Annotated in this window: 20 protein-coding genes; 14 read left to right on the forward strand and 6 right to left on the reverse strand. The window is 64.2% G+C overall.

Annotation, left to right across the window (positions count from 1 at the left end; all coding sequences use genetic code 11):
• Window positions 1-110 precede the first annotated feature (110 nt).
• On the reverse strand, window positions 111-950 hold the full coding sequence (locus tag WCJ41_RS01185; RefSeq protein ID WP_336903983.1) for a GNAT family N-acetyltransferase: 840 nt from the start codon (window positions 948-950) through the stop codon (window positions 111-113).
• A gap of 78 nt (window positions 951-1,028) precedes the next feature.
• Here WCJ41_RS01185 and WCJ41_RS01190 point away from each other — a divergent pair, with 78 nt between their 5' ends.
• From WCJ41_RS01190 to alaS, 3 genes are all read left to right on the forward strand, one after another.
• Window positions 1,029-2,375 carry an amidase gene (locus WCJ41_RS01190; RefSeq protein WP_336903984.1) on the forward strand — a complete coding sequence of 449 codons (1,347 nt, stop codon included), beginning with the start codon at window positions 1,029-1,031 and terminating at the stop codon, window positions 2,373-2,375.
• 230 nt (window positions 2,376-2,605) lie between these two features.
• Window positions 2,606-3,679: a recombinase RecA gene (gene recA, locus WCJ41_RS01195; protein WP_336903985.1), complete on the forward strand. Its 1,074-nt coding sequence runs from the start codon at window positions 2,606-2,608 to the stop codon at window positions 3,677-3,679.
• 256 nt (window positions 3,680-3,935) lie between these two features.
• The gene (gene alaS / locus WCJ41_RS01200; RefSeq protein WP_336903986.1) at window positions 3,936-6,596 is read left to right on the forward strand and encodes an alanine--tRNA ligase; all 2,661 of its coding nucleotides are present in this window, start codon (window positions 3,936-3,938) and stop codon (window positions 6,594-6,596) included.
• A gap of 139 nt (window positions 6,597-6,735) precedes the next feature.
• On the opposite strand, the gene WCJ41_RS01205 is transcribed toward alaS, so the two are convergent.
• The gene (locus WCJ41_RS01205; protein WP_336903987.1) at window positions 6,736-7,212 is read right to left on the reverse strand and encodes a GFA family protein; all 477 of its coding nucleotides are present in this window, start codon (window positions 7,210-7,212) and stop codon (window positions 6,736-6,738) included.
• A gap of 143 nt (window positions 7,213-7,355) precedes the next feature.
• Here WCJ41_RS01205 and WCJ41_RS01210 point away from each other — a divergent pair, with 143 nt between their 5' ends.
• Complete coding sequence (locus tag WCJ41_RS01210) at window positions 7,356-9,278, forward strand: potassium transporter Kup (RefSeq protein WP_336903988.1); 1,923 nt, start codon at window positions 7,356-7,358, stop codon at window positions 9,276-9,278.
• Window positions 9,279-9,420: 142 nt separating this feature from the next.
• On the forward strand, window positions 9,421-10,320 hold the full coding sequence (locus WCJ41_RS01215; RefSeq protein WP_336903989.1) for a hypothetical protein: 900 nt from the start codon (window positions 9,421-9,423) through the stop codon (window positions 10,318-10,320).
• Between the two features lie 52 nt (window positions 10,321-10,372).
• On the opposite strand, the gene WCJ41_RS01220 is transcribed toward WCJ41_RS01215, so the two are convergent.
• Window positions 10,373-10,828: a GFA family protein gene (locus tag WCJ41_RS01220; protein WP_336903990.1), complete on the reverse strand. Its 456-nt coding sequence runs from the start codon at window positions 10,826-10,828 to the stop codon at window positions 10,373-10,375.
• A 153-nt stretch (window positions 10,829-10,981) separates the two neighbouring features.
• Window positions 10,982-12,193, reverse strand: a complete 1,212-nt coding sequence (locus tag WCJ41_RS01225) for an NADP-dependent isocitrate dehydrogenase (protein ID WP_336903991.1) — start codon at window positions 12,191-12,193, stop codon at window positions 10,982-10,984.
• A 179-nt stretch (window positions 12,194-12,372) separates the two neighbouring features.
• On the opposite strand from WCJ41_RS01225, the gene WCJ41_RS01230 reads away from it, so the two are divergent.
• The 5 genes from WCJ41_RS01230 to murI are packed head-to-tail and all read left to right on the forward strand — an operon-like array spanning window position 12,373 to window position 17,028.
• On the forward strand, window positions 12,373-13,515 hold the full coding sequence (locus WCJ41_RS01230) for a gamma-butyrobetaine dioxygenase (RefSeq protein WP_336903992.1): 1,143 nt from the start codon (window positions 12,373-12,375) through the stop codon (window positions 13,513-13,515).
• On the forward strand, window positions 13,512-14,096 hold the full coding sequence (locus tag WCJ41_RS01235; protein ID WP_336903993.1) for an HD domain-containing protein: 585 nt from the start codon (window positions 13,512-13,514) through the stop codon (window positions 14,094-14,096). Before WCJ41_RS01230 ends, WCJ41_RS01235 begins: the two co-directional genes overlap by 4 nt.
• Window positions 14,097-14,104: 8 nt before the next feature.
• Window positions 14,105-15,343, forward strand: coding sequence for an MFS transporter (locus WCJ41_RS01240; RefSeq protein WP_336903994.1), 1,239 nt, complete (start codon window positions 14,105-14,107; stop codon window positions 15,341-15,343).
• A 21-nt stretch (window positions 15,344-15,364) separates the two neighbouring features.
• Window positions 15,365-16,213, forward strand: coding sequence for an RNA methyltransferase (locus WCJ41_RS01245; RefSeq protein ID WP_336903995.1), 849 nt, complete (start codon window positions 15,365-15,367; stop codon window positions 16,211-16,213).
• A complete protein-coding gene (gene murI / locus WCJ41_RS01250; RefSeq protein WP_336903996.1) occupies window positions 16,210-17,028 on the forward strand; it encodes a glutamate racemase in 819 nt (272 codons plus the stop codon). Before WCJ41_RS01245 ends, murI begins: the two co-directional genes overlap by 4 nt.
• Window positions 17,029-17,119: 91 nt before the next feature.
• Here the strand turns inward: murI and WCJ41_RS01255 are convergent, their stop codons facing one another.
• On the reverse strand, window positions 17,120-17,953 hold the full coding sequence (locus tag WCJ41_RS01255; RefSeq protein ID WP_336903997.1) for a carbohydrate ABC transporter permease: 834 nt from the start codon (window positions 17,951-17,953) through the stop codon (window positions 17,120-17,122).
• 357 nt (window positions 17,954-18,310) lie between these two features.
• Between WCJ41_RS01255 and rpsD the strand changes: the two genes are divergently transcribed.
• The 3 genes from rpsD (at window position 18,311) to WCJ41_RS01270 (ending at window position 21,271) form a co-directional block, all read left to right on the forward strand.
• Window positions 18,311-18,928 carry a 30S ribosomal protein S4 gene (rpsD, locus tag WCJ41_RS01260; protein WP_336903998.1) on the forward strand — a complete coding sequence of 206 codons (618 nt, stop codon included), beginning with the start codon at window positions 18,311-18,313 and terminating at the stop codon, window positions 18,926-18,928.
• Window positions 18,929-19,016: 88 nt separating this feature from the next.
• A complete protein-coding gene (locus WCJ41_RS01265; protein WP_336903999.1) occupies window positions 19,017-19,562 on the forward strand; it encodes a hypothetical protein in 546 nt (181 codons plus the stop codon).
• Window positions 19,563-19,600: 38 nt separating this feature from the next.
• Complete coding sequence (locus WCJ41_RS01270; protein ID WP_336904000.1) at window positions 19,601-21,271, forward strand: solute carrier family 23 protein; 1,671 nt, start codon at window positions 19,601-19,603, stop codon at window positions 21,269-21,271.
• Here WCJ41_RS01270 and WCJ41_RS01275 read toward each other — a convergent pair.
• Window positions 21,241-22,038 (reverse strand): phosphocholine cytidylyltransferase family protein, encoded by a 798-nt coding sequence (locus WCJ41_RS01275; RefSeq protein WP_336904001.1) that lies wholly within the window; start codon window positions 22,036-22,038, stop codon window positions 21,241-21,243. The two genes, WCJ41_RS01270 and WCJ41_RS01275, sit on opposite strands and share 31 nt — an antisense overlap.
• Before the next feature lie 56 nt (window positions 22,039-22,094).
• Between WCJ41_RS01275 and WCJ41_RS01280 the strand changes: the two genes are divergently transcribed.
• Window positions 22,095-22,832: a CDP-alcohol phosphatidyltransferase family protein gene (locus tag WCJ41_RS01280; RefSeq protein WP_336904002.1), complete on the forward strand. Its 738-nt coding sequence runs from the start codon at window positions 22,095-22,097 to the stop codon at window positions 22,830-22,832.
• Window positions 22,833-22,960 lie beyond the last annotated feature (128 nt).

Below are 22,960 nucleotides of genomic sequence, written 5' to 3' on the forward strand. Positions count from 1 at the left end.
ATTCATCATGCCCGGGCTCGTCCCGGGCATGTTTTTTCGTCGCTACAAAGAGGGATCGCGGGGACAAGCTCGGCGATGATGAATAGGCGGGAGAATGTCAACCAGGGGCATTATCCCAATTCGAACGTCGTGATCCCGAACACCTTCGCCGTATCGATCTCGGGCGCAGGCCCACGATACATGCGCGCCGTCTCGAACATCGGCTTCAGGCCGAGGGACACGGCCAGATCCACCGCCGCCTGGTTGGTGCCCGGCGTGTCGAGGAAGAAGGTTCCCTCCGGCACCTTGGTCAGCAACCCGCGCAGGATGGTCTCTGCATCGCCCACGTTCTCCGCGAACAGTGGCCCCACCTTCCAGCCTTCCTGGCACTGGCGCACCACGCCATAGCCCACGATTTCGCCATCACGCCGGAGCGCCAGCGCGTCGTGGCGCAGCCACTCGGCGAGGAACCTGGGCCGCGGCGCAGGGAACAGACGCCGGCGCTGTTCGAACCGATCGATCGCGGCGGCATCGGCGGCGGAAAGGTCGATGAGTGCGGGGTGGCGCTGGGCATAGCCGCCGGGCTTCAACCCGCCGTGACGGATGTTTTCATGCGCCAGCACGAAGCCGGATTGCCGGTAGCTGGGCTGCTGCGCCTTCACCCCGTCGAGGCCGATGCAGCGCGCGGGCTTGCGCTGCAGTGCTTCGTTCCACAGGGCGTGACCCAGCCCCTTGCCGCGAAACTCCGGGTGGCAGATGTAGAAACCGAGGAATGCGAAGGACGCGCCGTAACGGACCAGCGAGATGGTGGCGGCCAGTTCGCCGCCCACACGCAGGCCGAGGAAGCCTTCCGGGTCCTCCGCCGCGAAGGGTACGGCATCATTGAGCCCCGGGTTCCAGCCCTCCAGACGCGCCCATGCCACCGCGGTGCGGATGCCCTCGATGCCGAGAAACCCGATGTCATATGCCATGCCCGCCCCATTTCGCTTTTCGGATGCGCGGGTCTTTGAATCATCTTAAGCCAGCTTGCAAGCCGTCAGGAATTCACCATGCACACCCTCGCCGATCTCGCCCGCCAGCTGGCCTGCCACAAAGTCACCTCCCGCGACCTCGTGGAGCAGTCGCTGGCGCGCATCGCCGATCCGGCAGGCGAGGGGGCCCGCGCCTTCATCGCCGTTGATGCCGAGGGCGCCCGTGCCGCCGCCGATTTCGTTGACGTGCAGAGAAAGCGCGGGCGGCAGGTCTCGGCGCTCGCCGGAATTCCCTTTTCCTCGAAGGATATCTTCGATCTGGCCGGCGAGGTGACCACGGCGGGCTCGACCGTTTTGACGAATGATTCGCCCGCCACGGCCGACGCCACTGCCATCGCGCGGCTGAAGAACGCCGGCATGATCGTCATCGGTCGCACCAACATGACCGAGTTCGCCTATTCCGGCGTTGGCCTCAACCCGCATTACGGCACGCCGCGCTCGCCCTTTGACCGCGCCACGGGCCGCATCCCCGGCGGTTCGTCCTCGGGGGCTGGCGTGTCGGTGGCGGATGGCATGGTGGCGCTCGGCATCGGCACCGACACCGGCGGCTCCTGCCGCGTGCCTGCCTCCTACTGCGGCATCGTCGGCTACAAGTCGAGCCAAGGGCGCGTGCCGCTTACTGGCTGCAACCCCTTGTCCTTCAGCTTCGACACCATCGGACCGCTGGCCAACACGGTGGCCTGCTGCGCCACGGCGGATGCGGTGATGGCGGGCGACTGGGACGGCATGGTGCCCGAGCGCCAGGCAAGCGGCCTCCGCCTCGCGGTGCTCAAGGACTTCGTGTTCGATGGCCTGGCCCTGCAGGTGGCGCAGGATTTCGAACGCGCGCTGAAGGCGCTTGCGGCGGCGGGTGCGGTTCTCACCGACATGAGCTTCCCCGAACTGCGTGAGATCCCCACCATCAATTCAAAGGGCGGCATCGTCGCGGCGGAGGCTCTCTTCAATCATCGCGCCCGCATGGCCGCGCGGGGCGATGAATATGACCCGCGCGTCCGCTTCCGCATCGCGGCGGCCGAATCGATCGCGGCGGCTGACTATCTTGGCTACGTGGCGCGCCGACGCGAGATGGTAGCACTCTTCGCCGAGCGCTTCACCGGCTTCGACGCGGTGCTGCTGCCCACCACGCTCAACACGCCGCCGGCCATCGCCGAGCTTGCCGAAGACAAGGACTACATGCGCTTCAACGCCATGAGCCTGCGCAACACTTACGTCGGCAACTTCCTCAATGGCTGCGCCATCTCGCTGCCTATGCAGGGGGTGGGCGAGGCGCCCTGCGGGCTGATGGCCATGGCGCCGTGGGGCTGTGACCGCGATCTTTTCGGGGTGGCAGGGGCACTGGAGCGGGTGCTGAAAATCGTTCGGTGATACAAATAAGAGAAGAAAATCTCGCCGAAAACGCGGTTAATCCGTACACGTCGTGTTGTTCCGGTATGTTCCGTTTTCGTCCGAGGTGTTAACCGTTATATCAATCACTTAGGAACGTTCCATTTTCCCCTTGCGCGCCGAACGAAAATAGAACATAGTCCGAACATCGGTAACGCGGCGGGGCTGAGACGGCCGCCGGTGGACCCACTGGACAGCAAGGAGTAAACCGAATGGCACAAGCATCGAATCTGCGGGTCGTTGAGAATTCCATGGACAAGAACAAGGCACTTGATGCGGCTCTGAGCCAGATCGAGCGGGCATTCGGCAAGGGCTCCATCATGAAGCTCGGCGCCAATTCGGCGTTGGAGATCGAGTCGATCTCCACGGGCTCGCTGGGCCTCGACATCGCACTCGGCATCGGCGGCTTGCCGCGGGGCCGGGTGATCGAGATTTACGGCCCGGAGTCCTCCGGCAAGACCACGCTGGCGCTGCAGACCATCGCCGAGGCCCAGAAGCGCGGCGGCATCTGCGCCTTCGTCGACGCCGAACATGCGCTCGACCCCGTCTATGCGAGGAAGCTCGGCGTCAAGATCGACGACCTGCTGATCTCCCAGCCCGACACCGGCGAGCAGGGCCTCGAGATCGCTGACACGCTGGTGCGTTCCGGCGCCGTCGAGGTGCTGGTGATCGACTCGGTCGCAGCCCTCACGCCGCGCGCCGAACTCGAAGGCGAAATGGGCGACCAGCTGCCGGGCCTTCAGGCCCGCCTGATGAGCCAGGCGCTGCGCAAGCTCACGGGGTCCATCTCCAAGACCAACTGCATGGTCATCTTCATCAACCAGATCCGCATGAAGATCGGCGTGATGTTCGGTTCACCCGAAACGACGACGGGCGGCAATGCGCTGAAGTTCTATGCCTCCGTCCGCCTCGACATCCGCCGCATCGGCGCCATCAAGGACCGTGACGAGGTGGTGGGCAACCAGACCCGTGTGAAGGTGGTCAAGAACAAGGTGGCCCCGCCCTTCAAGCAGGTCGAGTTCGACATCATGTATGGCGAAGGCATTTCCAAGGTGGGCGAGCTGATCGACTTGGGCGTCACCGCCGGCGTGGTTGAAAAGTCCGGTTCGTGGTTCTCGTATAATGGCGAGCGCATCGGGCAGGGGCGTGAGAACGCCAAGACCTTCCTGCGCCAGAACCCGGACATGGCCAATTCCATCGAGGCCACCATCCGCGGCAATGCCGGCATCGTCGCCGCTGCCCTGAGCAACGGCACCGAAAAGGACGCGGCCGAGTCCGACGACTGATCGGCCCTTCCAGACAACTCCATTCCTGAACCCGGATGCCTGCCCCAAGGGGCATCCGGTCGCCCACGGTGTTTTGCCCCACACCGCTTGAGCCGGCGCCTTCCGTCACCCCACGGAGGGCGCCATTCCATTTGTGTTGGCGGTGCAGGGGCGCTGGCCCCAGCCACCGGCCCATTCTGGCTTGGTTATTCTGGACAGGGGGGCCTCGCGCCATTAAGACCGCCCCAATCTCCACCTCTCATTTGCCGGGCGTACCATGACAGGGCTTGCACAGATCCGTTCCACCTTCCTCGACTTCTACAAGCGTCAGGGGCATGAGATCGTCGCCTCCTCGCCGCTGGTGCCGCGCAACGATCCCACCCTGATGTTCGCCAACTCCGGCATGGTGCAGTTCAAGAACGTCTTCACCGGCATGGAAAAGCGCCCCTACACGCGCGCCACCACCGCGCAGAAATGCGTGCGTGCCGGCGGCAAGCACAACGACCTCGACAATGTGGGCTACACCGCCCGCCACCACACCTTCTTCGAGATGCTGGGCAACTTCTCCTTCGGCGATTATTTCAAGCCCGATGCCATCGAGTGGGCCTGGACTCTGGTCACCAAGGAGTTTGGCCTTCCCAAGGACAAGCTCACCGTCACCGTCTTTTCGGAAGACGATGAGGCGCATGCGCTGTGGAAAAAGATCGCCGGCATTCCCGACAGCCGCATCATCCGCATCCCCACGTCGGACAATTTCTGGTCGATGGGCGATACCGGCCCCTGTGGCCCGTGCTCGGAAATCTTCTTCGACCACGGCGACAAGATCTGGGGCGGCCCTCCCGGTTCGGCGGAAGCCGACGGCGACCGCTTCATCGAGATCTGGAACCTCGTGTTCATGCAATATGAGCAGCTCTCGAAGGATGAGCGCGTCAACCTGCCCAAGCCGTCGATCGACACCGGCATGGGGTTGGAGCGCATCGCCGCCGTGCTGCAGGGCACGCATGACAATTACGAGACCGATCTGTTCCGTGCACTGATCAGCGCTATCGTCGAGAAGACCGGCGTTCCGGCGACAGGCGATGCCAAGGCCTCGAACCGCGTCATTGCCGATCATTTGCGCGCGTCCTCGTTCCTCATCGCCGATGGCGTGCTGCCGTCGAACGAAGGCCGCGGCTACGTGCTTCGCCGCATCATGCGCCGCGCCATGCGCCACGCCGAGCTCCTGGGCGCCAAGGAACCGCTGATGCATCGGCTGGTGCCGACGCTGGTGCGCGAGATGGGGACTGCCTACAACGAGCTCGTTCGTGCCGAGGCGCTGATCACCGAGACGCTCTATCTCGAAGAGAACCGCTTCAAGAAGACGCTGGAGCGCGGCCTTCGCCTGCTCGACGAGGACTCCGCCGGCCTCGCCAAGGGCGACACCTTCTCGGGCGAAACTGCGTTCAAGCTCTATGACACCTACGGCTTCCCGCTCGACCTGACGCAGGATGCGCTGAAATCGCGCGGCATCACGGTTGATACCGCCGCCTTCGAAGCCTCGATGGAGGCCCAGCGCGAGGACGCGCGCCGCGCCTGGAAGGGTTCGGGCGACGCCAAGACCGAGACCATCTGGTTCGAATTGAAGGAGCGTTTCGGCGCCACCGAATTCCTCGGCTACGACACCGAGATGGCAGAGGGCATCATTCGCGCGATCGTGGTGGACGGCAAGGAAGTGCAAGGCCTCGCCGAGGGCCAGAAGGCCGCGATCGTCGTCAACCAGACGCCGGTCTACGGCGAATCCGGTGGCCAGTCCGGTGACAAGGGCGTGATCCGCACCGCCGAGGGCGCCTCCTTTCTCGTGACCGATACGCAGAAGCGCGTGGGTGATGTGTTCGTCCACATTGGCGAGCTGGTGCGCGGCAGCATGAAGCCGGGCAATGCGGTGGAACTCACCGTCGATCACACGCGGCGCTCCGGCAACCGCATCCACCACTCGGCCACGCACCTTCTGCACGAGGCGCTGCGCATCACGCTCGGCAGCCACGTGGCGCAGAAGGGTTCGCTGGTCGAGCCCAACCGCCTGCGCTTCGACGTCTCGCACAACAAGGCGATGAGCCCGGACGAGATCGCCCAGGTGGAGCAGATCGCCAACGCCATCGTGCTGCAGAACGACAAGGTCTCGACCCGCCTGATGACGGTGGACGCGGCCATTGCCGAAGGCGCCATGGCGCTGTTCGGCGAAAAATATGGCGATGAGGTCCGCGTCGTCTCCATGGGCCGCAACGAGCATGGCGCCGGCCGTTCGATCTATTCGCTCGAACTCTGTGGCGGCACCCATGTGAGCCGCACCGGCGACATCGGTCTCATCAAGGTGGTGGGCGAAAGTGCCGTCGCTGCCGGCGTGCGCCGCATCGAGGCGCTGGCCGGCCCCGCCGCGCGCGCCTATCTTGAGGAGCAGGACCGCCGCGTGCTGGCCGCCGCTGCAGCCCTCAAGGCGCCCGCCAGCGAGATCGTGTCGCGCATCGAAACGCTGATGGACGAACGCCGCAAGCTTGAACGTGAACTGGCCGAAGCCAAGAAGCAGCTCGCCATGGGCGGGGGGGGCAAGGGCGGTGGCGACGAGGGCATCTCGGAAGTGAACGGCATCAAGCTGATGGCCCGCATCGTGAAGGGCATCTCGCCCAACGACATGAAGGGCCTCGTCGACGAGGGCAAGGCCAAGCTCGGCTCCGGCGTCGTGGCGCTGGTTGGGCTGAACGATGAGGGCCGGGCAGGCCTCGTTGTCGGCGTCACCAATGACCTTGTGTCGCGCTTCAACGCAGTCGATCTTGTGCGTGCTGGTGCAGCCGTGCTTGGCGGCAAGGGCGGCGGCGGGCGGCCCGACATGGCCCAGGCCGGTGGCCCGGATGGCGACAAGGCCGAAGAGGCACTGGCCGCCGTGAAGGCCGCGCTGGGCTGATAGCGGCTCGACCACGATCTCAACTCTCCACCATCGCCGGGCTTGACCCGGCGATCCTTTTTGTCGGCCACAAGCAGATGCCCGGGTCGAGCCCGTGCATGATGGATAGGGTGGGGTGGCACCTCAATGAGGTGATCGGCTATCGCTTCACCGGCCACTCTGCCGTTTCATGGTCCGGGTGCTGCAGCGAGCGCAGCTTGGTCAGGTCTTGCGGGGTGCGGTCATCCTCCGTCCGCTTGGCGGGAAGGCCGGGCAGAGCGTCAGCCCAGGTGAGCTTGCTCTCCACGCCCGCCACATGGTCCGGCGCTGCCGCATTCGGATCGTCCAGCGACCCAATGGCGATTTCGATCGGGCCATAGTCATCTTCCAGCATGAACAGCGGCGTGCCGCAGTCGCGGCAGAAGCCGCGCGCCACCACGGGCGATGAGCGGAATGTGGCGGGTTCGCCCCTGGTCCAGGTGAAGCGCTCCGGCGGCACGCTGACGAGCGGGGCTCCAAATGACCCGAAGGCCTTCTGGCACATGCGGCAGTGGCAGAAGCCGGCCCCGCCCAGCGGCCCCTCGATTCGATAGCGGATTGCACCGCACTGGCAACCTCCGGTATGTATTTCGGTCATGTCGTCTCCTCACGCATCAGGAAAGTAAGACTTACATTTCGAAAACTGCAAGTCTGGACCGCAGAAATGGCGCAGGTAAACCTCCGCGAGCAGGAGCATATCGCCGCTCCTGCTGCAGCGCAGCAAGGAACGGAGACAACATCATGACCACGGTGCAGGACGGCGGGGAGGCTTCGGACGAGTCCGCAAGTCACGGGCACGGCCCCCGGCCGCCGGGCTTTCTCATTCTCGCCCTGGGCTCCGTCGGCGTCGTCTATGGCGACATCGGCACCAGCCCGCTCTATGCGCTGCGCGAGGCCGTCCTCGCCGGCATGCGCCAGGACGGCGCCATTTCGGAAGCGCTGGTCAACGGCGTCCTCTCGCTCATCATCTGGGCGCTCATCCTCGTCGTCACCGTCAAGTATGTGCTCGTCCTGCTCAACGCCGACAACAAGGGCGAGGGCGGCACGCTCTCCCTCATGGCATTGGCGCAACGCGCCTTCGGAAAATCCGTCACCTGGATTGCCGTGCTCGGCATGATCGGTGCGGCGCTGTTCTATGGCGATGCGATCATCACGCCAGCCATCTCGGTGCTCTCCGCTGTGGAGGGCCTGAAGATCGTGACGCCGGCCTTCGAACCCTACGTGCTGCCGCTGACGCTCGTCATCATCCTGGGGCTCTTCCTCGTCCAGTCGCAGGGAACGGGGCGTGTTGCGGCTTTCTTCGGGCCCATCACGCTGGTGTGGTTTGCCGCACTGGCCGCGGTCGGACTCTGGCACATTTCTGATAATCCCGCGGTGCTGATGGCCTTCAACCCGCTCAAGGCGGTTCACTTTCTCGAACATCACGGCTTCATCGGGCTCGTGGTGCTGGGCGCGGTGTTCCTTGCGGTGACGGGTGCCGAGGCGCTCTATGCTGACCTCGGCCATTTCGGCAAGCGCCCGATCCAGGCGGCGTGGCTGGTCATCGTGCTGCCGGCGCTGCTGCTGAATTATCTGGGGCAGGGTGCGCTGCTGCTGGCCAACCCCGCGGCGATCGACAATCCCTTCTTCCGCATGGTGCCGGACTGGGGTCTCGTGCCCATGGTGGTGATGGCCACCGCCGCCACCATCATCGCATCGCAGGCCGTCATCACCGGCGCCTATTCGCTGACCCAGCAGGCGATCCAGCTCGGCCTGTTGCCGCGCATGGAAATCCGCTTCACCTCGGAATCGCATGCCGGCCAGACCTACCTTCCGCAGGTGAACTGGCTGCTGCTCGCGGGCGTCATCATCCTGGTGCTGGCCTTCAAGTCATCCAGCGCGCTCGCCCATGCCTATGGCATCGCGGTGACCGGCACCATGGTGGTGACGGCGATGATGGCCGTCGCCGTGATGTGGAAGGACTGGAAGTGGCCGCTGTGGCTGGTGCTTGCCATCATGCTGCCGCTGCTGGCACTTGATATTGTGTTCTTCGGCGCAAATGCACTGAAGATCCTGGAAGGCGGCTGGATGCCACTGGCGCTGGGTGCCGCCATCTTCCTGCTGATGTGGACCTGGCGCGAAGGCTCGCGCCTGCTGGCGGAGAAGACCCGGCTTTCGGAGGTTCCGCTCAAGGACCTTGTGGCCTCGCTCACCAAGCGGCCGCCTTCGACCGTGCCCGGAACGGCGGTGTTCCTCACCGGCGATTCCGAGAGCGCCCCAACGGCACTGCTGCACAGCCTCAAGCACTACAAGGTGCTGCATGACCGGAACGTCATCCTCACCGTGAAGGGTGCCACCGTGCCTGTGGTGGAGGAGTCGCGCCGCCTGAAGATCGAGCAGCTCTCGGAGCGCTTCTGGCGCATCGAGGCGACCTTCGGCTTCATGGAGAACCCGAATGTGCCGGCCACGCTGCTCTCGATCCCGAAGTCGGAGATGAGCTTCTCGATGATGGACACGTCCTTCTTCCTGTCGCGTCGCAGCGTTCGCGCTTCGAAGTACCAGGGCATGCCGGTGTGGCAGGACAAGCTGTTCATCATGATGGCGCGCAATGCCAATGACGCGAGCAGCTACTTCCGCCTGCCGCCGGGTCGCGTGATCGAGGTGGGAAGCCAGGTAACGGTCTGAACCGGGCTGCGGCGCGGAAAGTGTCCACGCAGTGTCCACCTGATTGCGCCGCGCCTGCTTTTCTCAGCAACCAGGGATTGGACAATCACTTCATCCATCGACAGATCACCGATGATATACTAACCGGAAGGGAGTGTGGGATTTGGAAGGCACGCGGATGATGGCTCACGTGAGTGGTTGGCTCGGACGTCCGGGCAAGGGAACATGGCATTTCGCGTTGTTGCTGTTGTGTCTGTGCCTGTTCAATCCGGGCGCGGCGATGAGTCAGAGCTGCGTGACGACTCCGGCCTGCAAGCCGCAGTTCAAATATGAGGGCCTCAACGGCCTGGTGACGATTAACAACTGCAAGACCACGCAGACATCCAGTGCCTGCGCCTGGGCCAATGTTACCTTGCAGGCATCGAACTTCCTCGCCTGCCGGCTTGAGGACACTGGCCCGATCGCCCTGTGCTATTATTCGGGCGTTCCCGGAAGCCCGAGTGGCACACCCGGCTGTGTTCTGTCTGCCGACAAGAAGACTGCCACGTGTGACTGCTACAAGGTCTCGAAGGATAATCCGGTCGGCGCGACCTACTCCTATGTCGACATCAACGCGATCCTGAACAAGGCCGTCTATCTGCAGACCGTCAAGGTTTGTGGCAAGGATGGATCGAAGTGCCTGAATGGTGCCAATGTCGTGACAAATCCGAACACACGGCAGGCGCCCGTCTGCAATGCCATCCGCAAGAAGACCCTGTTTCCCGGGGCGGATGTCGTGTCAGACTACACGCCAATCTTGATCCCTCAGAAGGGCGACACGATTTATCAGTGCCCGACGAGCGGTGCGGGTAACATCTACGCCGGCTGCATGACCGCGCCGTGCCATGCGACCGACAGGACTGACCCGAGCACCGGCCTGCCGCTGGTGAGCTGTGAGTGCCCCACATTCGACGGACCCAACCAGGTGGGTAACCCGCTCATCAATGATGTGAACAACTGCTCGCCGGATCCCTATGTCTGGTCCTCCGCCTACAAGCCGCCAACCATGCCGACGACTCCCTGACGTGGGTGCGGGGCCGCGTGATCGCGGCGGCAAGCAGGTGATGATCTAGGTCTCAGTCCCGGTCGGGGTGCTGGCGGCTTTTCAGGCGCTTCAGGTCCTCGGGTGGAACGTCGTCTTCCGTGCGCGTTCCGGCAAGCGCGTGGAGCAGGGCGAAGGCGGGAAGCTGATCCTCAATTCCATAGGCTCGTGCCGGCGTCACCGCTTCCGGGTGGTCGAGTGACCCGATCGACACGGCGATGCGGTCTGCCGTGTCGTAGGCGAATGTGAGCGGTGTGCCGCAGTCCTTGCAGAAGCCGCGCTGCACGATCTCCGAACTGCGGAAGAAGGATGGGCTGTCTTTGGTCCAGTGAAGCCCGGTCTTCTTCGTGCCCACCAGCGCGGCGAAATAGTTGCCGAAAGCCTTCTGGCACATGCGGCAATGGCAGATGTGCGGGTTCTCGAAGGGCGCGGTGATGCGATAGCGCACCGCGCCGCACTGGCAGCCACCGGTGGCGAGCGTGTCGGTCATGCACGCAGTGTGGCGCGGAAGGGAGCGGTCGTCGAGAGGTCACTCCCGCAACTCATCATGCCCGGGCATGACCCGGGCATCCTTTCCCGCCGCGCCAAAAAAGGTGGCCGGGACAAGCCCGGCCATGATGATCGTAGAGGGCAGGCTGAATGATCAGCCCATCGCCTTCTGCAGGTTGGCGTCCACCGCGTCGAGGAAGCCCTCGGTGGTGAGCCAGCTCTGGTCAGGTCCGATGAGGACGGCGAGGTCCTTGGTCATCTTGCCTTCCTCGATGGTCTGCACGACCACCTTCTCGAGTGCTTCGGCGAATTTGCTCAGCTTCTCGTTACCGTCGAGCTTGGCGCGGTGCTTGAGGCCGCCGGTCCAGGCATAGATCGAGGCTGCCGAGTTGGTGGAGGTCTGCTTGCCCTGCTGGTGCAGGCGGTAGTGGCGCGTCACCGTGCCGTGGGCGGCTTCGGCTTCCACCGTCTTGCCGTCCGGCGTCATCAGCACCGAGGTCATCAGGCCGAGCGAGCCGAACCCTTGCGCCACGATGTCGGACTGCACGTCGCCGTCATAGTTCTTGCAAGCCCACACATAGCCGCCGGTCCACTTCAGCGCGGAAGCCACCATGTCGTCGATCAGGCGGTGCTCGTAGAACAGCTTGCGCTTCTCGAATTCGGCCTTGAACTCGGCGTCGTAGATTTCCTGGAAGATGTCCTTGAAGCGGCCGTCATAGGCCTTGAGGATGGTGTTCTTGGTCGAGAGATAGACCGGGTAATTGCGCATCAGGCCATAGTTGAACGAGGCGCGGGCGAATTCCTTGATCGACTCGTCGAGGTTGTACATGGCCATGGCAACACCCGCACCCGGGGCCTTGAACACTTCCTTCTCGATCACCGTGCCGTCTTCGCCCACGAACTTGACGGTGAGCGTGCCCTTGCCGGGGAAGGTGAAGTCGGTGGCGCGGTACTGGTCGCCGAAGGCGTGGCGTCCGATGATGATCGGCTGGGTCCAGCCGGGAACCAGGCGCGGCACGTTCTTGCAGATGATCGGCTCGCGGAAGATCACGCCGCCCAGGATATTGCGGATCGTGCCGTTGGGCGACTTCCACATCTGCTTGAGGTTGAACTCCTTCACGCGGGTTTCGTCCGGCGTGATGGTGGCGCACTTGACGCCCACACCGTATTTCTTGATGGCGTTGGCGGCATCGACTGTCACCTGGTCATTGGTGGCATCGCGGTTTTCCACCGAGAGATCGTAATAATGCAGGTCCACGTCCAGGTAGGGCAGGATCAGCTTCTTCTTGATGAGGTCCCAGATGATGCGGGTCATCTCGTCGCCGTCCAACTCGACTACCGGGTTCTGGACCTTGATCTTCGCCATGGGAAAAGCCTTCTGTTGCGCTGCGGTATAGGTGCTCCGCCTATAGCAGCCCTCTGGGTGAGCGGCAAATCAGACTGTAGGCGGAGATGTCATGCCCCTGTCACGGTTTGGGGGCTTGAAATCGCACCAACCCCCGGTCCAGTCTGCCGCCCGGTGGCGGCTGGTTGGGGGACGGCAAGATGCAGGTTTCGGAGGCGAAGGTGATCGATGGCGGTGCCGCCGTCGAGGTTTCGCTGGGGGCCGAACGCCACAGGTTCCACGCCTTGTGGCTCCGCGACAACGCGCGGGACGAAAAGACCCGCAGCCCCGGCAATGGCCAGCGGCTGATCACCATCCTCGACATTCCGGCCGAGACCAAGATCGCCGTGGCGAACGCCGCTGGCGGCACCCTGTCGCTGCGCTTCGAGCCGGAGGGGCGGAGCATCGATTTCGACGGCAGCTGGCTGGCCCGGCACGCCTATGACCGGCACGAGACAAGGCCGCCGGGTTGGAAGGGGAAGGCGATCGAGCGCTGGGACTCCCGGCTGCTGAACAGCGTTCCCTCCGAAAGCTGGACCGACGTCACCAATGATCGCAAGGCTCTCGGCCGCTGGCTTGCCGCCGTGCGCCGCTATGGTTTCGCGGTGATGACAGGCACCCCCACAGAGCCTGGCACTCTGTGCAAGGTGGCGGAGCTCTTTGGTTACGTGCGCGAGACCAATTACGGCCGCTTCTTCGAGGTGAGGGCGGAGGTGAACCCCAACAACCTCGCCTACACGAACCTCGGGCTGCAGGCCCACACGGACAATCCCTATCGCGACCCCGTGCCGACGCTGCAGATCCTCGCCTGCCTCGAGAACTCCGTCGATGGCGGCGACTCGATCGTGGTCGACGGCTTCAAGGTGGCGGAACGACTGAAGACCGAGTATCCGCGCGGCTTCGATCTGCTGTCCGGCCACGCCGCACGCTTTGCCTATGAGGGATCAGCGGGCGTCAGGCTGCGCGCCAAGCGGCCGATGATCGAGCTGGGGCCGGACGGCGAATTGATCGCCATCCGCTTCAACAACCGCTCGCTCGCCGCGGCCACCGACATTCCTTACGAGGACATGGCGGACTACTACGCCGCCTACCGCCGCTTCGCGGAGCTGATCGAGGACCCCGCGATGGAGGTGACCTTCAAGCTGAAGCCGGGCGAGCTGTTCATCGTCGACAACACCCGGGTGCTGCATGCGAGGAAGAGCTTCTCCGGCACCGGCAAGCGCTGGCTGCAGGGTTGCTACGCCGACAAGGACGGACTCTACTCCACACTCTCGGCCATCGAGGAAGAAGGACTGCTGCAATGACGGCGCCCCAGCTTGACCGCTCCAACATCGTGGAGTTCATCGCCGACATCTTCGAGCGGCGCGGGGCCGAGTCCTATCTGGGCGAGCAGGTCTCTATGTCCGAACACATGCTGCAGGGTGCTGTTCTGGCGGAAGCCGAAGGTGCGCCTGAGGAACTCGTCGCGGCGGCATTGCTGCATGACATCGGCCACTACACCTCCGAGTTCGGCCCCATGTCGCTGGGTGACGCGCAAGACAACTACCATGAGGAGTCGGGCGCCAAGGTGCTGGCCCCGTTCTTCCCGCCGGTCATCACCGAATGCGTGCGGCTTCACGTGCCTGCCAAGCGCTATCTCTGCTCAACCGACAAGGGCTATTATGATCGGCTGTCGGAGGCTTCCAAGCACACGCTGATGCTGCAGGGCGGACCGATGAGCGAGGCGGAGGTGAACGACTTCGAGTCCAATCCTTTCCACCGCGAAGCCGTGCGCGTGCGTATCTGGGATGATGAGGGCAAGAAGCCGGGGGTGGAGACCCCGGAGTTCCGCCACTACGTGCCGCTGCTCAAACGTGTTGTGGAGCGTCAGGGCAGGGCGGCCTAGACAATTTCATGACAACGCTTCGCGCCTCCGCCGAGACCAACGCGCTTCGGCACCCCAAGTTCGTGCTCTACCTGATCGCCATCGGCTGCGCCTCATTCGCGGTGCAGATCATGTCGGTATCGGTGGGATGGGAAATCTATGACATCACGCGTGACCCGCTCTACCTCGGCTACGTCGGGTTGGTGCAGTTCCTGCCGCCCTTGCTGCTGGTGCTGGTGACGGGCTTGGTGGCCGACCGCTTCAACCGGCGGCTCATCATGGCGGCCTGCCTCAGCCTCGAAGCCCTGTGCGCGCTGGGGCTGCTGTTGTTCACGCTCACGCACCCGACCAACGTCACACCGGTGTTCGGCATCCTTGCCCTGCTGGGTGTTGGTCGTGCCTTCATGAATCCGGCCTCCGATGCGCTGGCGCCCAACCTCGTGCCAAAGGAGGCGATCGCCCATGCGATCTCGCTCACCACCATGATCTGGCAGACGGCGAATATCGCGGGGCCGGTGGCGGGCGGCCTTCTCTACGGCATTGCGGGGCCGGTGGCCTATGGCATGGCGCTGGCACTGGTGATCATCGCGGCGACGCTGGTCATTGCCATGGGACGCGTTCCGCAGACCCGTGAAGCGCCAGCCGAGGAAACGACGCTGGGCACGCTGTTCGCAGGCTTCGCCTTCATCCGGCGCGAGAAGATCGTGCTGGGTGCCGTGTCGCTCGACCTCTTCGCCGTTTTGTTGGGTGGTGCCGTGGCGCTGCTGCCGGTCTATGCGCGCGACATTCTCGAGGTGGGGCCGTGGGGGCTGGGGCTGCTGCGGGCGGCTCCCGGCGTGGGCGCCGTGACGATGGCGCTCTACCTCGCGCGCTATGGGATCAAGGACCACGCGGGGCGCATCCTGTTCATCTTCGTGGCGCTGTTCGGGTTCTTCACCATGGTGTTCGGGCTTTCGAAGTCCGTGCCGCTCTCGATCGGCGCGCTCGTGCTGATGGGGGCCTGCGACATGGTGAGCGTCTATATCCGCGAGACGCTTCTCCAGCTGTGGACGCCGGACGAGGTGCGCGGACGGGTGAATGCCGTGAACCGGGTGTTCATCGGAGCCTCGAACGAGCTCGGTGAGTTCCGGGCGGGAACCGTGGCCCGGCTGATCGGCGCCGTGGCGGCGGTGACGCTGGGGGGCGCGGGGACCATGGGGGTCGCCTTCTTCTGGTCGCGCTGGTTCCCGGAACTCAGAACCGCGAGGCGGCTGGACGGGCGGGGCTGACGCCGCTATTCCAAGCTCATCATGGCTGGAACCGACAAGACCAAGAATCAGGTGCTGGGGCCTGCGCCCATCGCGGTGCTGGTGAGCCCGCAGCTGGGCGAGAACATCGGCACGGCGGCGCGCGCCATGGCCAATTTCGGCCTGCACGAGCTGCGCCTGATGGACCCGCGCGACGGCTGGCCGAACGAGAAGGCGCTGACCTCGTCCTCCGGTGCCAACTGGATCATCGAGAACGCCACGGTGCACCAGACGCTGGACGATGCGCTGCAGGACGTGAACTTCGTCTATGCCACCACCGCACGGCCGCGCGGCATGATCAAGGAAGTGATCACGCCCGAGCAGGCGGGTGACGACATGCGGGCGCGGGTGGCGCGCGGCGAGAAGGTGGCGATCCTGTTCGGCCGCGAACGCACCGGCCTTTCCAACGAGGAGATCTCGCGGGCCGACGTGATCGTGACGGCACCCGTCAACCCCGCCTTTGCCTCGATCAACATCGCGCAGGCGGTGCTGCTGATGAGCTATGAGTGGTACAAGGACCAGGCGGAGAGCTTAGGCCAGAAGACGCCGGAGCTGCCCGCCCTCGAAGGCCCCGGCCTGCAGACGCCCGACACGCGGCCAGCCACCAAGGAAGAGCTGTTCGGCTTCTTCGACCACCTCGAGCACGAACTCGACGTGGCAGGCTTCTTCAAGACCGAGGCCAAGAAGCCCGGCATGATGATCAATATCCGGAACATCTTCGGGCGTGCGCAGCTGATGGAGCAGGAGGTGCGCTCGCTGCGGGGCATCGTCTCCTCGCTGACCCGCGCCCACGAGAAGCGCAAGGAACAGCGCGATAAGGAACGCGCCGAGAAGGAGCGCGAGGAAGGATGAGCCAGCCGCGCATCCTGCTGTTCGACAGTGGCATGGGCGGGCTCACCGTTGCCCGCTCGGTGCGGCATGAACTGCCCTTCGCGCAGCTGATCTATTCTGCCGACAACGCGGCCTTCCCTTATGGCGCATGGGAGGAGCAGGCGCTGGTGCAGCGCATCCTGTTCGTGATGGGAAAGCTCATCGAGCGGGTGGAGCCTGATATCGTGGTGGTGGCCTGCAACACGGCGTCCACCATTGCGCTGCCGCAGCTGCGCGAGCGTTACAAGGTGCCCTTCGTCGGCACCGTTCCGGCGATCAAGCCCGCGGCCGCGCAGTCCAAGTCGCACATCATCGGTGTTCTGGCGACGCCGGGAACCGTGCGGCGCGAATATACGCATACGCTGATCCACGACTTTGCCTCGCATTGCCACGTGACGCTGCATGGTGCGCCGAAGCTGGCGGAGATTGCCGAGCGAAAGCTGAAGGGCGTGCCGGTGGACCTCCAGGAACTGAAGGCCGAGATTGCACCGGTGTTCGTGGAGGAGGGGGCCAAGCGCACCGACGTGGTGGTGCTGGGCTGCACGCATTACCCGCTGCTGGCCGACGAGATGGCGAAGGTTGAGCCCTGGGTGGTGCGCTACATCGACCCTGCGCCGGCGATCGCGAGGCGGGTGGCGGACGTGCTGAAGGACGTGGTGCCGAGGGAGCTCTCGAAGCCGGTGCCGCCGCACAATGCAGTGTTGCTGACCTCCACCCGCGCGGCGGCAGAGGATGCGCTGCCGGCCTATGCCAGGATGAGCTTCCACCTGCCGGAGTTTCTGGACCTCAAAGTCTAGAAGAGGAAGAAAGTCCTTGACAGCGCGCGCTCGCTGTGCTAGAAAGGCGCATTCTCCGAAATTGGGTTCTTCATCGAGGGGGCGTTCGCGCTCAACCCTTCGTGAGCCCCATCGTCAGGCCGCGCACCAGATGGCGCTGGACGAGGAGGACGAAGAGGAAGGCGGGGAGGATGCTTGCGGTGCTCAGGGCCGAGGTGAAGCCCCAGGTCTGGGTGACGACGAGGCTCAATTGCACGGGCAGCAGGCGGATGGAGTTGGTGAGGAACAGCGCCATGAGGAACTCCGTCCACGAGAAGATGAAGCAGAGGACGGCGGAGGCGGCGATGCCGCCCTTGACCAGGGGCACGTAGATGCGGGTGAAGCAGGTGAAGCGGGTGGCGCCGTCGATGGTGGCGGCCTCGCCCACTTCGCGCGGGACGTCATCGAAGAAGGACTTGAGCAGCAGGATGGCGAAGGGGAGGTTGACGGCGGCATGGGCGAGGATGACGCCTGCCCGCGTGTCACGCAGGCCCACCTGCGAATAGGTGAAGACGAGGGGCACCAGGATGGCGATGGGCGGCAGGATGCGGTGGAACAGCACCCAGAGGAAAACGGCGCGCCTGGAGGTGAAGTGGATGAGCGACAGGGCGAAGGCCGCGGGGAGTGCAGTGGCGAGGGTGAGAAGCGTGGCACCCATGGCCACCAGCAGCGTGTCGAGGATGGCCTGGCGGGAGGCGAAGAAGGCCGGGCCCTCGCCGGCCAGCGTCACCCGGTAATTGTCGAGTGTGGGGGTGAAGTCGAACCAGTTGACGCTGAAATTCTCGAATATGGCACTGGCCGGCTTGATGGAATTGAGGCCCCACCAGAACAGCGGGAACATGAAGAGGCCCACCGTGAGCAGGGCGGCGATGTCCCGAAGATGGCGGAGGGCGGGATTCTGGAGCATGGAGGGAGGTATGTTGAAAGATCAAGGGGTTGTCTACAGCGTCCTCTCTCGCGGCGCGGGAGAGGAAGGGGACCCAGCGAAGCTGGGGGAGGTGAGGGACCACGGGGTCCGGTCAGGGTCAGCGTGGACATCCCCTCATCTCCCCGTTGCGTGCCGCAACGGGTCCCTTCTTCTCCCGCAGAAGGAGCGGGAGAAGACATTTCGAGGCGGATTTGACACTGCTACCTGCATCCCCTATACGCGCCGCAGCACGGGGCTTTGACGGCCCCGTTCGCTTGCCCGTGCCCCATTGGGGCTGTCGGCCGGGAGACCGGTGCCAGGAGGGTGGGTTCTCAACGTCACTCTAGGAGACCGTAAATGACGAAGCGCGCAAACGCGAAGTACAAAATCGACCGCCGCATGGGCGAGAACATCTGGGGCCGCCCCAAGAGCCCGGTCAACAAGCGCGAATATGGCCCCGGCCAGCATGGCCAGCGCCGCAAGGGCAAGATGTCGGACTTCGGCACCCAGCTGAAGGCCAAGCAGAAGCTCAAGGGCTATTACGCCAATCTTTCGGAACGGCAGTTCCACTCGGTCTATGACGAAGCCGTGCGCATGACGGGCGACTCGTCGGAAAACCTCATCGGCCTGCTCGAGCGTCGCCTCGATGTGGTCGTGTACCGCTCCAAGTTCGTGCCGACCATCTTCGCCGCGCGCCAGTTCGTGTCGCATGGTCACGTGAAGGTCAACGGCCGTCGCGTCACCATCTCGTCGATCCGCCTCAAGGCCGGCGACGTGATCGAGCTCACCGAGAAGTCGAAGGGCCTGGCCGTTGTGCTCGAGGCCGTGCAGCTCGCCGAGCGTGACACGCCGGACTACATCGAAGTCGACCACAAGGGCATGACCGCTCGCCTCGTGCGCGTGCCGGCTCTCTCGGACGTTCCCTATCCCGTCCAGATGCAGCCGAACCTGGTCGTCGAATACTACTCGCGCTAAGGGCTCCGGCCTTTCAGCGGATGAACATGGGGCTCTGCCATTGGCAGGGCCCTTTTTCTATGCAGCAGCGATTGATGAGGAACCAGTGATGGCAAAGACACCGACACCACCTCCGGCACCGGGCGCGGTCCATGAAAGCCTCAAGGAAAAGGCGATCGCCGAAATGAAGATCTACATCGCCATCACCCTTTACCTGTGGGTCGTGCTGGCACTGTTCGCCTTGTACAAGAGGGCGTTGCTGAACGAGAACGGCATCGACTACTGGCGTCAGGGCTACGCCATCGTAAATGCGCTGATCCTCGGCAAGGTGCTGCTGATCGGCGAAATGCTCAAGCTCGGCGACAAGCTGCGCAAGCTGGCGCTGGTCTGGGTGGTGCTTGGCCGGACGGTGTTGTTCACTGCGCTGCTGATGGTGTTCCACGTGATCGAAGAAACGATCCACGCCGCGATCAAGGGCCTGCCCTTCGGCGAGAGCATCATGAGCATTGGAGGTGGAAGCTGGTTTGGCATGTTTGTCTATGCTGCCATCATGTTCGTGATGCTGATCCCGCTCACCGCCTTCCGTGAACTGTCGTTCGTTCTGGGGACCGACGTGATGTGGAAACTGTTGACCAGCAGCGAAACCAAGGTCTGATCGGCAGTGGGGCCCCAGCCACATCGGATTGCGAGGGAATGAAGCGGATGGCAATGGCCGAAGGCGCTGCCGTGAAGAGGCTGGGCTGGGCGATCTATGTGCCCGCCGTGCTGCAGCACTTCGGGCTGGGCGCGGTGACGCTGGTCATTCCACGGCTCATCGCGCAGGCGGCAGGCCTTGATGGCACGGATGTCGAGAGCTATTGCCAGATCGCGATGATCGCGGTGGGCATCGCCACGCTGTTGCAGGCCTGGGGCTGGCGCGGCATCGGTTCGGGTTATCTTCTGCCAGCCTGCTTCACCGGAATCTATGTGGCGCCTGCGCTGGCAGTGGCAAGCGCCCACGGGCTTGGTGCAGTGGCGGGCCTCACCATCATTGCGGGCGCAACGCAACTCGTGCTGTCACGCATCCTGCGGCAGGTGCGCGGCTTCATTCCGGCTGACGTCATCGGGGTGACGGTGCTGATGATTGGCCTCGGCTGGGGCATCCTTGGCCTCAAGCTGATCTGCGGGGTGAGTGCCGGGCAGGTGGCGGCACCACTCGAGTGGCTGGCCGCAGCGGTGGCACTTGCTGCGATGGTGTCGCTTTCGGTGTGGGGTGGCAAGGTGTGGCGACGCGTGGCCGTGCTGGTGGGATTGTGCGCCGGCTGCCTGGCAGCGCTGCTGCTCTACTTGATGCTCGGCACGGAGGCGTTGGCCATGCCACGGTTCATGCTGGCCGTGCCGCAGTGGCCGTTGGTGCCGATCAGCTTCACGGGAAGCTACCTGCCGGGGTTCATGATTGGCGCGGTGGCGAGCTTCCTGCGCGTGGCGGGCGACGTGGTGGCGAGCCACCAGGTGTCGGACCAGAACTGGAAGCGCCCCAACACCAAATCCATTTCGGCGGGTGGCGTGGCCGAGGGGCTGGGCAATATCATCGCGGGATTGCTGGGATCGATGCCGATCAACAGCAATTCGGGCAGCGTGGGTCTGGTTGCTGCAAGCGGCGTATCATCGCCGAATGTGGCACGCGGCGTGGGGGTGATGTGGATCGTGCTCGGTCTGCTGCCGTTCGGGCCGCCGCTGCTGCTGCTGATCCCGGCATCGGTGCAGGGGGCTGCGGTGTTCTTCACCGCGGGCTTCGTGATGCGGGCGGGCTTCAACATGCTCACCCAGCGGATGATCGACAACCGCCGGGGCATTACCATCGGTTCGGCGCTGATCGTGGGGCTGGCCTTCGACGAGATCATCCACGCGCTGATGCTGCCGATGGTGGTGAAGACGGTGTTCAGCTCGGCGCTGATCACCTCGGTGGCGGTGGCCATCATCCTGACGGCGCTGTTCCGCATCGGCGTGAAGCGCAAGGTGGCGACGGTGTGGGAGCCTGCGCAAGGCGACGAGGTGCTGCGCAGCTGGGTCGAGACCAATGCCAGGATGTGGGGTGCACGCATGGAGCTCGTCGCCAAGGCGGAAGCCGTGGTGGAGGAATTCGCACAGGCGATGGACGTCCTCGCCAGAGGCCCCGTCGAGGCGGTGGCACAGTATGACGAGACGGCGTTGCGACTGGACTTCACGTGGGCGGGCGACGCGCTTCCCGGGGCTTCAAGCAGCCGGGTGGACACCGGTCACAGCGCCGCGGAGGCCGCGCTGCGGCTGGCGGCGATGATGATCCGCCACCAGGGGCGGACCACCTTGCCGAGTCACGCCTTGCCGAGGGTCGTCAGCGCCTGAGCGTCACGCTCGATGACGTCTAGCGGGTCGAGCCGCGGGAAGACGAGGCGGCCGGCACGCTCCAGCATGCGCTGGTCATCGACTTCGCACCACACCAGATCATCAATCCTCAGCGCGCCCATGGGGCAGCCGGGCAGCTGCTCGATGAGGCAATCCTCATAGAAGGCCATGGGCTGGGCCGTGGCCTTTGCCGGGGCAGCGGCGCGAATCCTGTCGGCCAGCGTCTGTCCGATCTTGAGGATGCCGACGTGCTCGCCGATCGGGGGATCGGGTTCATCCGTGAGCTTCTTCGACAGGCGGCGCACGGCGGGAAGCGGCAGGCCCGCCACCTCATCGGCCCAGGCATAATATTCATCGCCTGAGTCCGTGGTGCCCGAAACGAGGCCCGCATTCTCCATCGGGCAGTCGAGCAGGGCGGGTATTGCGCGGCGCTCATAGACGATGTCGGAATCGAGGATGAGGAAGGGCCCCTTCACCGCATCGAGCGCCACGGTGAGGCTGACCAGCGAGCCGTTGCTGGCATAGCGTTCGTTAAAGAGCGTGGTGACGAAGCCCGCCGACTGGCGCGCGAGATCATCGTAGAAGTCGGCGCAGTGGCCGGTGACGATCATCACCCTGGTGATGCCGGAAGCCCTGAGGATGGCGAGCGATCGCTGCACCAGTGTGCTGCCCTGGCAGTCGATGAAGCCCTTCGGACGGTCGCGGAAATCGTCGCCCAGGCGCATGCCCCGTCCTGCCGCCAAAATCACCGCCGTTGAAACATTCATTGAAAAATCCTTTTGATTCTATAGTGGGATGGGCAGCAGACGGAGTGTGGCACGGCATGAAGACGGTTTCTCTTTCCTCCATTATCGCCGATTACCGGGATCGGAAACTGCAGGAGGAAATCGCCACCGACTGGGGTTCCCTGGTGTTCTACCGCATGCCAGCCTTCCTTGTCGCCTGGGCCATGGTGCCGCTCGGTGTAACACCCAACCAGCTGACGCTGCTGGGCGCGCTGATGGTTCCCGCGATGGCGCTGGCCGCCTGGTTTCTGCCACCCGGCGAGGCGATGTGGGTGGTCACCATTCTCGCTCTTGCCTTCAATGTGCTCGATTGCGCCGACGGACCGCTGGCGCGGGCGCTGAACCGCAGTTCGCTGAGCGGGCGCTACATGGATTTCGCGGCGGACATCATGTACCGCAACGTGGCCTATGGCTGCTATGGCCTCATCGCTGACCGGATGTGGCCGGGTGCGGCCTTTCCGTGGCTTGCCGTGGGGCTGTGCTGCGGTCTGCTTGCGACCTATGCGCGGGTGAACCGGCTCTATGCCGAGAAGCTGTTTCCGGCGAAGCCTGAAGTGGCACAGGCGCCGCGCCGGTGGAGCGCCTTCGACGTGGGTTTCAGCTTCCTGTCCGGCCTCGATACGTTGCTCCCCATCATTGCGGTGCTGGCCTGGCAGGCGGGGATGCTGCGCGGGGCGCTGCTGTGGTTCCTGCTCTTTACAGCGGCGGACGCCGTGGTGGAGGTCGTGGGGAATTACATGAAGGCAAGGCGGCGCGATTCGGGTATTGGCGGCTAGGATTATCCGCGGCGACCCCGTTCGGGCGCATTTCTCGCGCCATGGCTGCCAAAGAAGCGTTTTGGGTTGTGGATCAGCAAAGGTTGCAATTGCCGCGATCAGCGGATAACCCCAAGATGCACAAGGGT

Source organism: Aestuariivirga sp., assembly GCF_037139295.1.
Taxonomy (GTDB): Bacteria; Pseudomonadota; Alphaproteobacteria; order Rhizobiales; family Aestuariivirgaceae; genus Aestuariivirga.